This is a genomic window from Caldalkalibacillus uzonensis (assembly GCF_030814135.1).
In the GTDB taxonomy this organism is placed as follows: domain Bacteria; phylum Bacillota; class Bacilli; order Caldalkalibacillales; family Caldalkalibacillaceae; genus Caldalkalibacillus; species Caldalkalibacillus uzonensis.
Window position 1 is genome coordinate 59,853 of record NZ_JAUSUQ010000006.1, and the last position, 12,347, is coordinate 72,199.

The 12,347-nt window shown below is 46.8% G+C and carries 12 protein-coding genes and 1 pseudogene; 9 read left to right on the plus strand and 4 right to left on the minus strand.

Annotated elements, in window-relative coordinates; translation table 11 throughout:
• Positions 1-33: 33 nt before the first annotated feature.
• Together narI and J2S00_RS09205 are read left to right on the plus strand one after the other, a co-directional pair.
• Positions 34-726 (plus strand): respiratory nitrate reductase subunit gamma, encoded by a 693-nt coding sequence (narI, locus tag J2S00_RS09200; protein WP_307338544.1) that lies wholly within the window; start codon positions 34-36, stop codon positions 724-726.
• A 241-nt stretch (positions 727-967) separates the two neighbouring features.
• A complete protein-coding gene (locus J2S00_RS09205; RefSeq protein ID WP_307338547.1) occupies positions 968-3,355 on the plus strand; it encodes a nitric-oxide reductase large subunit in 2,388 nt (795 codons plus the stop codon).
• Between the two features lie 121 nt (positions 3,356-3,476).
• On the opposite strand, the gene J2S00_RS09210 is transcribed toward J2S00_RS09205, so the two are convergent.
• Together J2S00_RS09210 and J2S00_RS09215 are read right to left on the minus strand one after the other, a co-directional pair.
• Positions 3,477-3,638, minus strand: coding sequence for a hypothetical protein (locus J2S00_RS09210; RefSeq protein WP_307338550.1), 162 nt, complete (start codon positions 3,636-3,638; stop codon positions 3,477-3,479).
• Positions 3,635-3,997, minus strand: coding sequence for a beta/alpha barrel domain-containing protein (locus J2S00_RS09215; protein WP_307338956.1), 363 nt, complete (start codon positions 3,995-3,997; stop codon positions 3,635-3,637). Before J2S00_RS09215 ends, J2S00_RS09210 begins: the two co-directional genes overlap by 4 nt.
• A gap of 365 nt (positions 3,998-4,362) precedes the next feature.
• On the opposite strand from J2S00_RS09215, the pseudogene ctaD reads away from it, so the two are divergent.
• From ctaD to J2S00_RS09250, 7 genes and pseudogenes are all read left to right on the plus strand, one after another.
• Positions 4,363-6,176 (plus strand): annotated as a pseudogene (gene ctaD / locus J2S00_RS09220) (cytochrome c oxidase subunit I).
• Between the two features lie 103 nt (positions 6,177-6,279).
• Complete coding sequence (locus tag J2S00_RS09225; RefSeq protein WP_307338553.1) at positions 6,280-6,741, plus strand: hypothetical protein; 462 nt, start codon at positions 6,280-6,282, stop codon at positions 6,739-6,741.
• A 28-nt stretch (positions 6,742-6,769) separates the two neighbouring features.
• On the plus strand, positions 6,770-7,153 hold the full coding sequence (locus J2S00_RS09230; RefSeq protein WP_307338555.1) for a c-type cytochrome: 384 nt from the start codon (positions 6,770-6,772) through the stop codon (positions 7,151-7,153).
• Positions 7,154-7,165: 12 nt separating this feature from the next.
• Positions 7,166-7,996, plus strand: a complete 831-nt coding sequence (locus J2S00_RS09235) for a cbb3-type cytochrome c oxidase subunit I (protein ID WP_307338557.1) — start codon at positions 7,166-7,168, stop codon at positions 7,994-7,996.
• A 299-nt stretch (positions 7,997-8,295) separates the two neighbouring features.
• Entirely contained in the window at positions 8,296-9,477 is a 1,182-nt protein-coding gene (locus J2S00_RS09240; RefSeq protein WP_307338559.1) for an MFS transporter, read from the plus strand.
• Between the two features lie 39 nt (positions 9,478-9,516).
• On the plus strand, positions 9,517-9,999 hold the full coding sequence (locus J2S00_RS09245; RefSeq protein ID WP_307338561.1) for a hypothetical protein: 483 nt from the start codon (positions 9,517-9,519) through the stop codon (positions 9,997-9,999).
• A 104-nt stretch (positions 10,000-10,103) separates the two neighbouring features.
• Positions 10,104-10,337: a DUF2249 domain-containing protein gene (locus tag J2S00_RS09250; RefSeq protein ID WP_307338563.1), complete on the plus strand. Its 234-nt coding sequence runs from the start codon at positions 10,104-10,106 to the stop codon at positions 10,335-10,337.
• 145 nt (positions 10,338-10,482) lie between these two features.
• Here the strand turns inward: J2S00_RS09250 and mobB are convergent, their stop codons facing one another.
• Together mobB and J2S00_RS09260 are read right to left on the minus strand one after the other, a co-directional pair.
• A complete protein-coding gene (gene mobB / locus J2S00_RS09255) occupies positions 10,483-11,034 on the minus strand; it encodes a molybdopterin-guanine dinucleotide biosynthesis protein B (protein ID WP_307338565.1) in 552 nt (183 codons plus the stop codon).
• Entirely contained in the window at positions 11,027-12,295 is a 1,269-nt protein-coding gene (locus tag J2S00_RS09260; RefSeq protein WP_307338568.1) for a molybdopterin molybdotransferase MoeA, read from the minus strand. The genes mobB and J2S00_RS09260 overlap by 8 nt, the downstream gene beginning before the upstream one ends.
• Positions 12,296-12,347: the final 52 nt, after the last annotated feature.

Genomic DNA, 12,347 nt, shown 5'->3' on the forward strand with positions numbered 1-12,347 from the left:
TTCTTAATAAAACTTTGAAATGGAGGAAGTTTCATGAGTTTGCTGGATCAATTTCTGTGGCTGATTTTCCCATATATCATGTTAACCCTGTTTGTGGCGGGTCATATCTACCGTTATAACACTGATCAGTTTGGCTGGTCAGCCAAGTCCAGCCAGTTTTTGGAAAGCAGGCAACTGCGCTGGGGCAGCATTTTGTTTCACTGGGGCATTGTGTTCGTGTTCTTGGGACATGTGGCGGGTCTCCTGGTCCCTAAAGGTTTTTATGAGTCCATTGGTATAACTGAAGGGATGTACCATTTTGCAGCTGTATGGCTTGGGGGAGCTGCCGGCGTGGCCACCCTAATCGGCATCATTATGCTGTTGATGCGGCGGATCACGGTTCGCCGCCTGGTGGTTAACAGCGGGATAAGTGACTATGTAGTGCTCATTTTGTTGACTTTTGCCATTGGGACTGGTTTTACGAATACGGTGGGGTATACAGCAACGGGAGGCACCTTTGATTATCGTGAAACAATTGGTCCCTGGATCCGGGGCATTTTAACCTTCAGACCCGCTGTTGAGCTGGTCGCCGGAGCACCGTTAGGTTTTAAGATTCACATTTTGGCCTCTTTTTTGCTATTTGGTATTTGGCCCTTTACACGGCTCGTTCATGTCTGGAGCATACCGCTGGAGTATTTAAACAGACATTATGTGGTGTACAGAAAAATGCGTGCCAAAAAAATATAAATTTCCAGCATGGATCAAGAGTCATCACAACATATAGGCTGCTCTGTTTGAAGCCAAGCACCGCCTTATTAACCTGTGAGCGTTAATAAGGCGGTTTTTAATTGGATAAGCAACATGACAAATAACACAGTAAATGTGATGTCGATTTTGTGAACAGTAAAATTAGTGATTCCAGTCACGGTGATTATCATTCCCAGTGAGTTACCTTAAAAATGAAATTAACAAAGGAGTGATACACATCATGGGTCATAAACCTCACCGCACTAGAAATAGTTTTTTAAAGTCCATACTCGTTTTTACCCTTATTTTCAGTTTTTCTGTTTTGCTGTTAGGCGGATACTGGATTTTTGAGTCGGCAGCACCGCGCCCGGCCCAGGTGGTTGCTCCGGACGGGGAAGTGTTGATGACGAAGGAGTCGATTCAAGGTGGTCAGGCCGTATTTCAGAAGTATGCCTTGATGCTTTACGGCAGTGTTTTGGGATATGGCTCATACCTAGGACCGGATTATACAGCTGAGGCATTGAAAATATATACGGAGGGCATGCAGGAATATAAGGCAAAAGAACGCTTTGGAAAGACTATGGAAGCTTTGTCGCCCGACGAACAAGTCATTGTAAAAAATGAAGTCATTAAAGAAACCAAAGAGAACCGCTACATTCCGGAGAAAGACATTCTTCCACTGACCGAGGCCCAGGTATATGGATTAGAAAAAGTGAGAGAACATTATCGCACGGTATTCACAGCAGGAGATGGCTGGGGGATCCGGCCTGAACTGATTAAAGAAGAGCATATGCCTGAAACAAACCGGGCCTGGGTTGCGGAAGGGGACCAAACCGAACAAATTGCGGATTTCTTTTTCTGGACGGCATGGATTTCCAGTACTTTGCGCTTGGATGATGAAATTACGTATACCAACAACTGGCCTTACTATGAAGAAGCAGGCAACACGATGACCATGTCTGCTGTTTGGTGGAGTGGTGTGAGTGTCACCTTGTTGATCTTCTTCGTTGCGGTCGTCTTATTCTTCTTCTATCGTTATAACTTGGGGATGCAAGAAGCCTATACCAAAGACCGTTATCCCCAATTTGATATCAATCAGTTGCCACTGACTCCATCCCAATTGAAAACAGGAAAATACTTTGTTGTTGTCGTCCTTTTGTTCTTTGCGCAAGCGATGTTTGGAGGGTTATTAGCCCACTACTACGTTGAACCCGACAGTTTTTATGGCCTGGATTGGGTTGCTGACCTCTTTCCATTCAGTATAGCCAAAGGATTCCACATGCAGCTGGCTATTTTTTGGATCGCCACAACTTGGCTGGGGATGGGCATTTACATCGCACCCATCGTCGGTGGTCATGAGCCCAAGCGGCAGGGATTGCTGGTCAATATATTATTCTGGGCGCTGGTCGTATTAGTAGGAGGAAGTATGGTAGGCCAATGGTTAGGTGCCAAGGGTTACTTAGGCAACTGGTGGTTCTTGTTTGGTCACCAGGGATGGCAGTATCTAGAGCTGGGTCGTTTTTGGCAATATATCTTGGCCCTTGGCATGGGAATTTGGCTGTTTATCGTCTATCGCGGCATTCGCGGCGGCCTTAAAAGGGAAACCGATAAAGGCGGACTGATCCACCTGCTGTTTTATGCGGCCATTGCTGTTCCAGCTTTCTATATCTTTGCTTTCTTCTTTAATCCAGGTTCACACTTTACGTTTGCGGATTACTGGCGCTGGTGGCTGATTCATCTGTGGGTTGAAGGCATTTTTGAAGTGTTTGCGGTTGTGGTGATTGGTTTTCTCCTTGTGTATATGAAGCTGGTGACTAAAGCTTCAGTTGTGCGGGCTTTATACTTTCAGCTCACCTTGCTTTTGGGCAGTGGTGTGATCGGCATTGGTCACCACTACTACTACAATGGTTCACCTGAGATTTGGATTGCTTTGGGTGCAACCTTCTCAGCCTTAGAAGTCATACCGCTGACCCTGTTAATACTGGAGGCCTATGAGCAATACAAAATGATGAGAGACGGGGGAGTTCAGTTCCCGTACAAATTAACATTCTGGTTCTTGATTGCCACAGCAATTTGGAATTTACTTGGTGCAGGGGTATTAGGCTTCCTGATTAATCTTCCGGCTGTCAACTACTTTGAACATGGCCAATTCTTAACGGCAGCTCACGCCCATGGCGCCATGATGGGAGTCTACGGCATGTTTGCCATTGCGGTTCTGATTTTCTCCCTGCGCAACATCGTTAAACCGGAGGCTTGGGATGACAGGCTGCTCAAATGGTCCTTCTGGGGCTTAAATATTGGCTTAGCAGGCATGATAGCTGTCACCTTGTTGCCCATTGGTATCCTGCAGTTTCAAGAGGCGTTTCAATCGGGATATTGGGCTTCCCGCTCTGCCGCGTTTTATGAGCAGGACATTATTCAAACCCTGTTAACTTGGCGTGCAGTGCCTGATACCATTTTTCTGCTTGGTATACTGCCGCTCATCTACTTCTGTATCAAAACATTGTTTGCCACCCGCGATGTCACACACGGGGAAGGGGAAGAGTTACCAATAAGTGATCCGGATGAAACTGATGATCCGGGGTACCCCCATGATCCGGATCATGCTAAGCATACGCCTTCGTTTTAAAGTGCAATACAGAAGGCGCAAAAAGATAAGACGTCCGAAGCTGTTGTTCGGGCGTCTTTTTTAGCGCTGTAACATTTCCCAATCTTTAAAGATCTGCTGATGGGGGATAGAGACGCTGACCTCAGTTTCCAAGATATTTGGTTTGCAAATAACGGGCGTGCATGCCGGTGAAAAAGGCTTCTTTGTGCCAGTCATCCAATCCCAACAGTCTGCTTAAAACAGAACGGAAGTATGCTACAAAGTTGATGTTTTTTAATCGCTGGTAAACAGAATAGAAACTCATCTATGAGGACTCATATAAGGCAATACCACAAATCCCTCTTTTACCAGAGTTTCTGTTGCTTTAATCGTTTCATAGTTGTCCGGAAGCAAATACTTTTGATCGGCAATCACCTTGATTTTAACCCAATTTACCATACCAGCAGCACGGGCAATTCTGGCTATCCGTACAGCTTCATCGCTGTTTCGTGCTCCTGATGTGTTAGGCAGTAAGATAATGTCCTCAGGGATATAGTTCAAAATGTTATCTCTTGGGGACTCAAGATCAACTCTGCGTAAAGCAACGGTAACGACTTGGGTACCTGAGCGTTTAATGGCCTCTGCCGTTGGGTTTAACTGGAAAACTTGCCTGTACCCAACAATAGACGGCTCTCTAAGGCCATGTCTCCAATCTGTAAAGCATCATTCATCTCAGCTCACCTCTATTTTCTGTTTTCCACAATGCCAGTGAGGGTTAGCACGGTGTTCTCTCATATGAGACCGATTGATTGACCATGAGTGCACTTTGGTCATTATAACGTTTGCTCGGGGCAATCAGGATACGAACTTGATCACATGGTTAACATTTTTTGATAGATGAGCCACTGGCCTGGGCAAAGCCATTATTTGTTTTTCGTTGACAATTTGATGACAATTAGCACCAGAGAGGGGTTCTGAGAGGGTTTTTGCGTGTTGAAAATAAGTTCGCTTCACATACTGAGGATGAATATGGAAGGGAGGAAACGGCAATGATGACATCGATTTATCACAGGTACCGCTGGCTGGAGTGGATCACGACGGTTGATCACAAAAAAATCGGGGTCATGTATTTGGCGGCCGGTTTTATCTTTTTTCTTTTGGGTGGTCTGGAAGCGATTCTGATGCGCATTCAACTGATGTTTCCCGAAAATAGTTTTTTAGGGGGTTCTACTTATAATGAACTGTTGACCATGCACGGAACAACCATGATTTTTTTGGCTGCGCTACCTTTGTTGTTTGGGTTTATGAATCTGATTGTGCCGTTGCAGATTGGTGCCAGAGATATGGCTTTTCCTTTTTTAAATGCCCTTGGTTTTTGGCTGTATGCTTTTGGGGGGGTATTATTGTACCTTAGTTTTTTCCTGGGAGGAGCCCCGACAGCAGGTTGGACCGCTTATGTCCCTTTAGCAACCGAATACAGCGGTTCAGGGATTGATCACTATGTTTTGGGCCTGCAGTTATCTGGTGCGGGAACATTGATGGGTGGCATTAATTTTTTGGTCACTATATTGAACATGCGCGCTCCAGGGATGACGTTGATGCGTATGCCTCTGTTCACTTGGACCGCATTTGTGAGCTCTGCATTGATTGTGTTTGCTTTTCCAGCCATTACGGCTGCATTGTTTTTAATGATGATGGACCGCCTATTTGGAGGAAATTTCTTTAATGTGGCAGCAGGTGGTAATGCAATAATCTGGCAGCATCTGTTTTGGATATTTGGACATCCAGAAGTGTATATTCTCGTTTTGCCAGCTTTCGGTATCTTCTCGGAAGTGCTCAGCACCTTTTCTAAAAAGAGACTGTTTGGCTATCAGAATATGGTTTTCGCCACGATACTGATTGGATTTATAGGCTTTATGGTTTGGGCCCACCACATGTTTACTGTGGGCATGGGGCCTTTTGCCAATATTTTTTTTGGGTTAGCTTCTTTTGCTATTGCCATTCCGACGGGAATCAAGGTATTTAATTGGTTATTTACCTTGTGGGGGGACGCATTCAGTTTAAAACGGCGAACTTGTTTGCCCTTGGTTTTATACCTACCTTTGTCATCGGTGGCGTGACCGGAGTAATGGTCAGTGTCCCTCCGGCTGATTACCAGTTTCATGACACTTATTTTGTCGTGGCCCACTTCCATTACACTTTGATTGGCTCGGTTATTTTCGGTTCATTTGCTGCAGCCTATTATTGGTGGCCTAAAATATTTGGCCGTCTGCTTAATGAGCGGTTGGGCAAGTGGCACTTTTGGCTGTTCTTAATCGGTTTCCACATGACCTTTTTTGTGTTGCATTTTGCCGGTTTGATGGGTATGCCCCGTCGTTACTTCACATATTTAGAGGGATACAATCTGGCTGCCATTAATTTGGTCAGTACCATTGGTTCCTGGATCATTGCGGCCAGTGTGCTGATATTTATCACCAATGTCATCTATACCTCGGTTCGAGGCCCCAAAGCCAAAGCTGATCCCTGGGACGGACGTACTCTGGAGTGGGCAGTGCCCACACCCATACCCTTCTAAAATTTTCGGCAAATCCCCAAGGTCAGGGGCCTGGATGCTTACTGGATTGAAAAGAGGGGGGGCACAGGCGAGCTTATCCCGGCTGAACCTCCGGGTAAGATTCACATGCCTGATCCTTCCTTGCTCCCGTTTATCATGTCACTGGGTGCATTTGTCGGCTGTCTGGGCTTGATTATGTATCGTTTTGAGCTTGTCTTTGCTGGATTTGGCTTGACACTGTTGTGTATGCTCATCCGCTCGGTTAAGGAATATAAGGGCTATGAAATTGAAGTGAGGACTGACAGTTAAGCCTGTTATCCTAAGCAGAGGGTAAGCATAGAGCTTCCCTCTTTATTATTTGTGAAAGAGATATGACAGATGAAAGAGATATGGCACAGAGAATTGCTTGGCCATGACGTTTAAGCCTTACAATCCTTCCCTTATAGAACGATTTGATTTACTATCTGCAGGGTTTGCTGGCCTGATTCTGTTGCTTTCGGCCATATTATCGTGGGGGATTATCAGTGATAACGGTTTGGATATGACCGTTCGCCCCGATGCTAGTACTCAAGTTGTGAATGAGGACAGTGACCACTTCAAATCTCCCTATATATTGGAGGTGCGGACCCGGACGTCAGAGGAAGCAAGCTTGGAGTTGAAGGTGCGTTGTGAGGAGGTAAATATTCCCCTGGAGGCGGCTCCGGCGCAGGTGACAGTGCCAGGCATGGAAACTTACAAGGACGTTATTTTCATTATTCCTGCCACTGGGGATGTTCCTGAAGGACGCTGGCCCATCTGGATTGACGCTTATGCTGAGGGGGAGGTGATAGCCTCCGTTAAAACAATCTTCTACAACCAGCACACCCAACCATAACTTACATTCTTAAAAGGAGGTATGCATGGTGAGAAGCTTGGTTTTTTACGTTGGACTAGGAACGTTAATATTACTTATTACCTTAGTAGCTTCTTTCGTTACTGTTGACTGGGGGATGGCCGACGGTTACGGCGAACCCTATTGGGGAGATTCTGTATTAGCCACTGAGGGACAGCGGGTGATTACCCAAGCAGGCTGTCTGGCTTGCCACAGTTACCGCGGCCAGCTAGGTCAAGTAACAGGACCACCGCTGGATGATGTTGGGACCCGCCTGAGCAAGGAAGCCATTGAAGGTTTTATTCGCAACGGAACCCAGATTATGCCTAGTTATGAAGACATCTTGAGCGATGAGGAAATTGAACTGCTTGCTGAGTGGCTCAGCCATTTCAAAAGTCCGTATGAAGAAAGATAGGGAGGGGATTGTATGAACCAAGCACGGGCAAGTGTAATATACGACAATGCCAACAATGTGGCCAGTAAGTTTTTGTTGACCAGTGCCTTTTATCTTATTGTTGTGGCATTGGCCGGGATGTTAATGAGTTTTTACCTGATCAGACCGAGTACATTCAGTTTTGTAGACTTTGTGGCCATGCGCAGTATCCATTTGCAGGTCATCATTTTTGGCTGGTTGTCCATGGGTTTGATGGGTGCCATGTATCATATTATTCCCAGAATCGTTAAAAGGGATTTGTATTCCCGTGCCCTGGGCAATTTGCACTACTATTTGATGCATGCCGGGATAGCCTTAATCATCGTCACATTGTTGATGGGCTATAATACAGGACGTGAGTATCTGGAACCGGTGCTGATTGTCAATATAGCTGTGGCTATTGTCTGGGTGATCTTCTTTTTCAATGTGGTAATGACGATTGCCAAAGGAAATCCACCCCAATTTTCGCCTGCCTTAAACTTTATGATGCTCTCTATTGTCTACCTTGGGGTTAACTATGTCTGGAATACTTTTATTCCGTGGACTGGTGTCAGGGATAACCTCTCCATATGGACCTTTGCCCATCATGCAGTCAATGGCTGGTTTATGTTTGGGTTAATCGGGATTTTTTATTATATTATCCCCAAAATAACTGGATTGGAAGGTAAAGATGCGCCATATCCGCAATTTTTAAGTAAGATTCACTTTTGGGCTGTGTGCATCTTCATTCCGCCTTCTGTTCTGCACCACCTGTTGTACAATGAGGCGCCGGTTAATAATTTTTGGAAGTACTGGCCGCATTTATTTCTATTTCCCTACCTGTAAGAGTGTTGAAAGACCCTTACGAACCAGAAGAACAGAGCGGAAACAACAGTCGACGTACTGATCAAGGGGGAGCATATTCACTCCCCTTATAAATCCCCAAGGGTTAAAGGCAAGAGATCTCGATCATAGGACAAATGGATTGCTTTACATTAAATTGAAATTTATGATGAAAAGGGAGACTTTAATATTTAATATAAGATAAGTTGCAGAAGAGGTAAAACTGTAAGAAGTGCAAAATGTGGAAATAATGTACGGAGTAGCCAGATTGTTCTCCCCTTTGTTGTAAAAGGACTGTCCAGATGATTAAACACACGCAAAAAGGAGAGACAACCATGCATTACTTTATTTACTTTGTGATTATCGTCAGCTTTTTTGATAATTTTAGCCAGTTGCCCATTATTTCTCTCTATGCTAAAGAGCTGGGAGGCAGTCCTTTTCTGATTGGCCTAGTGGTGGGCCTGTATTCCTTTAGCAACATGGTGGGTAATGTGGTTGCCGGCCGGTGGATCGACCGTTGGGGACGCAAAAAAATCATGGTGGCTGGCATGCTCATGGCGGGCGTTAGCGTGGCCTTGTATGCCTTTGTCAGCACTGCACAGCAGTTGGCTGTGGTACGCTTCTTACATGGCATAGGGGGCGGTTTGTTAGTACCCGCTGCTTATGCCTTTTTGGGAGACCGTACCAAAGGCAAAGGACGGGGCCAGGCGATGGCCTTGTCAGGAGCCGCCATAGGTGTAGCTGCCATTGTCGGCCCGGCTTACGGGGGCATTATCGCCCAGCGGCTGGGATTGGACTGGGTGTTTGTCAGTGTGGCCATACTGTTGATCTTGACAGCAGTGTTGGTCTTCTTGTTTTTGCCGGACCATTATCAGGGTGCAGGGAGCGTGAAAGCGGATCGGTATGACCTGCTGAGGCTGTTGAAGGATCCTCAGTTGAATCAGGCTTATTTGGGTGCGTTTGCCTTGATGTTTGCAGTAGGGATCTTAACTATGATGTTACCGTTGAAAGTGCATGCTCTGGGCTTTGGAGCAGCTTTGACAGGCGTGCTGATGAGTGTCTATGGCTTGGTGGCCATTATATTGTTTGTCCTGCCTACCAACCGCTTGTCTGACCGGTTGGGGCGCATTAAACCGATGATATACGGTTTGCTGTTGCTCGGCACGGCGTTGCTGGTCTTAAGCCTGGTCAGCATGCAACCTGCCATGTTTATAGCCATGGTGGTGTTTGGGGCTGGCTTTGCCTTGCTGTTTCCCGCCATTGCGGCACTGGTGGTTGATCAGGCGCGTGCAGAAGAGAGGGGACGTGCATTTGGCTTGTTTTATGCTTTTTTCTCTCTGGGGGTTGTAATTGGTCCCCTGGTGGTGGGTAGTTTGGCTGTAGCCCCTGATCATGGCTTGCTCGTAGGTGCGGTTGGGATCTTGCTGATGGGCATAGTGTTCATCGCCCGCAACCGCATGGTTCTGTTCGTCAGTCACAAGTGAACATGGTGTAAACAAATTAACCAAGAACGGCGGGATAGGATGGTTCAAATCTGGTTGGGTATGAATGTCCTGTTTGTCATAGCAGTCCTTGTCTGGAGCTGGCAGAAGGAGAGCATTTCCATCATCATTGATTTAGCCAAATTAACGTCGCAAACCGCCTTAATCCTTTTTCTGGTCAATGTGAATATGTATTTTATCTTTCTGGTGATTCGTAAGAGCAAAGTAAGAAAAATCAAAGTATCCCTGGCCAAAATTTCCAGATACATGATGAAAGCGCATATTCCCCTTGCGGTGACCGGAACCTCGCTCATCCTTATTCACGCTGTCTTGATGTTGCTTTACCACACCTTGTCTGTTATACATATTAAGATGCTCAGTGGAATGGCTGCCCTATTTGTCCTGGCCGGTGTTTTGTCCAGTGGATACTTGAGGCACAAAAAAGCCTCTGGAAAGAGACGCAAATGGCACTTGGTTATGGCCTTTATTTTTATGGGGGTGGCTATTATACACATTTTCAATTAGTGTGATAATGATCAAACAAAACGTGATTACAGTCACTGTTTAGTTGGTCAGGCTGCGTTATGATAAAACCTGCAAGGCATTACTAGAATCAAGGAGGAATAGGTATGTCTAACATTGTGGCTCAAATCGATGTCAGGCCCATCCCACCCCGGGATAAGCATCCGGCCATTTTCCGCATGTTTGATGAGCTAGACCCTGGAAAAGAAATGGAACTGATCAACGACCATGATCCAAAACCATTATTCTATCAGTTCCAAATGGAGCGCCCCAATCAGTTCACTTGGGAGTATCTGGAAGACGGGCCGGAAGTATGGCGGGTTAAAATAGGAAAAAAATAAATCGCTGCAACACGAACAATAAGCGATTTTTGAAAAAGAGTCGCCATTCATTTTTCGACCTTGCTTGGCTTGAGGGCTGAGCGCTTATCGACGAACACCCCGTATGTCCTCCTGACATACGGGGTGTTTTACAGTGTTATTCTCGTTAGCGTATCATTGTTTCTATCCGATTCAGCAATTTGTCCGTCTCAGTTAACAGCCCCGTTGGCAGAGGGGCGATGCCCTGACGGTCACACTGACGCTCATAGTGCAACCTGTCGATTTCCCGCCAAAACACAGCCAGCCGGATATGAGACAGTTCCTCCAGTAAACCAAAATCCGCCTGGTGACGAACAAGTACGAGTTTGGGATAATCAGCTTGTTTAAACCCTTCCACAAGTGCGAGATCATAATCACCTAAATACCGAGCCAAGAGGAGTAACTCTTCCAATGTGCGTTCCTTCTGGTGGGGCATGGTCAGCCCTATTCCGTGCGGAGATTGAATCAACGTGGTCCGTGCGCCAGCCTGGCGGTGAGCCCAGGTGTCACTTCCCTCCCGGTCCAGCTCAAAATGGCCATGATCATGCTTAATCGTAAAAATTGACAACTGGTGGTGGCTGGTGAGGTGCTTAATCAATCTGGTCATTAACGTGGTTTTGCCGCTGTTCTTATAACCGACGATTTGTATAACCGGGATTTGGTCTTGGTGTTTAAACATAAAAATGCCCCTCATCCGGCCGTTCCAGCCACATCACCTCTATTTCCTCGCCAGCGTGGAGTGGTTGGCCCGTACCCGGTATAATCAGCAGCCCGTTTGCTTGAACCAGTGACGATGCCACCCCAGACTTATCCACACCCACCGTGCTGGCCAGCACACGGCTCCCTCTCACTTCCAGCAGTCCCCTCATCAGGCGAGTGATCCGTTTGTTGTTAGGGATATCGTGGACCAGCACCGCTTTTGATCTGGGCAGATGGGGATGGGCTGTGGCTCCCAAGGCGCAGCGCAATACGGGACGGGTGAATAACTCAAAACCAACAAAACAAGCTGAAGGATTACCTGATAAACCAAATATCCATTTGGATCCTATTTGGGCAACGGTGGTTACGCTTCCTGGGCGCATGGCCACTTTGTCAAACAGCACATCGGCCTGAAGAGATTGGCACACGTAAGGTATACAATCATAGTCCCCATCAGCAGCCCCGCCTGTCACAATCAGGTAGTCTACTTCCTCTAGCGCTTTTGCAACGACCCGGGTACATAGCTCCGGGTCATCTTTAATGATGCCGTAAAAGCGAGGAATGGCCCCTAACTGGCGGATTTGGCTCTCCAACATGTACGAGTTGCTATTGCGGATTTTGCCAGGTTCGAGAGGAGCTTCCACAGACAGCAGTTCCGATCCTGTCACATAAATGCCCACCACCGGCTGTGTGAACACTTTCACTGAGTGATACCCAAAAGTGGCTAACATGGCCATCTCACCGGCAGAGATACGTCTGCCCCTTGAGGCCAGCACTGCCCCTTGCGGTGTGTCTTCCCCTTTCCGGGCAATGTTTTCACCTGGCTTAACCGGCCTTTTTACTTGAATAAAAACGCCATTTTCCGTCTCCTGTTGTGTCGTGGCTTCCAGCATCACAACCGCATCTGCACCCTTTGGAACAGCCGCACCAGTCATGATGCGCACAGCCTGCCCAGGGCTTACCTTTTTCTGGGGCAGATGGCCGGCCCCTACAGAGCCCACCACTTTCAGTTGCACAGGAAGATCAAAAGTGGCCAGCCGTGTGTCGTCTGAAAGCAGGGCGAAGCCGTCCATAGCCACCCGGTCAAACCAAGGTACCGGGTGGTCGGCAATCAGATCTTCAGCCAGGTATCGGCCATAGGCTTCAGTAAGGGGCACCACTTCCGTTTTACCCGGCTTTGCCCTAGCCATGATCAGTCTGAGCGCTTCCCCCAGCTCAATGGGCACTCTCTTTTGTTTCATAAAAGATACAACTCCCGTTTATCTTCGTCGTCCTAAGTGTATTACAAACATG

Bases quoted from the DNA above. Each gene is read 5' to 3' on its own strand.
- narI (WP_307338544.1), top strand. From the start codon at position 34: ATGAGTTTGCTGGATCAATTTCTGTGGCTGATTTTCCCATATATCATG.
- J2S00_RS09205 (WP_307338547.1), top strand. From the start codon at position 968: ATGGGTCATAAACCTCACCGCACTAGAAATAGTTTTTTAAAGTCCATA.
- J2S00_RS09210 (WP_307338550.1), bottom strand. From the start codon at position 3,638: ATGAGTTTCTATTCTGTTTACCAGCGATTAAAAAACATCAACTTTGTA.
- J2S00_RS09225 (WP_307338553.1), top strand. From the start codon at position 6,280: ATGACGTTTAAGCCTTACAATCCTTCCCTTATAGAACGATTTGATTTA.
- J2S00_RS09235 (WP_307338557.1), top strand. From the start codon at position 7,166: ATGAACCAAGCACGGGCAAGTGTAATATACGACAATGCCAACAATGTG.
- J2S00_RS09240 (WP_307338559.1), top strand. From the start codon at position 8,296: ATGATTAAACACACGCAAAAAGGAGAGACAACCATGCATTACTTTATT.
- J2S00_RS09245 (WP_307338561.1), top strand. From the start codon at position 9,517: ATGGTTCAAATCTGGTTGGGTATGAATGTCCTGTTTGTCATAGCAGTC.
- J2S00_RS09250 (WP_307338563.1), top strand. From the start codon at position 10,104: ATGTCTAACATTGTGGCTCAAATCGATGTCAGGCCCATCCCACCCCGG.
- mobB (WP_307338565.1), bottom strand. From the start codon at position 11,034: ATGTTTAAACACCAAGACCAAATCCCGGTTATACAAATCGTCGGTTAT.
- J2S00_RS09260 (WP_307338568.1), bottom strand. From the start codon at position 12,295: ATGAAACAAAAGAGAGTGCCCATTGAGCTGGGGGAAGCGCTCAGACTG.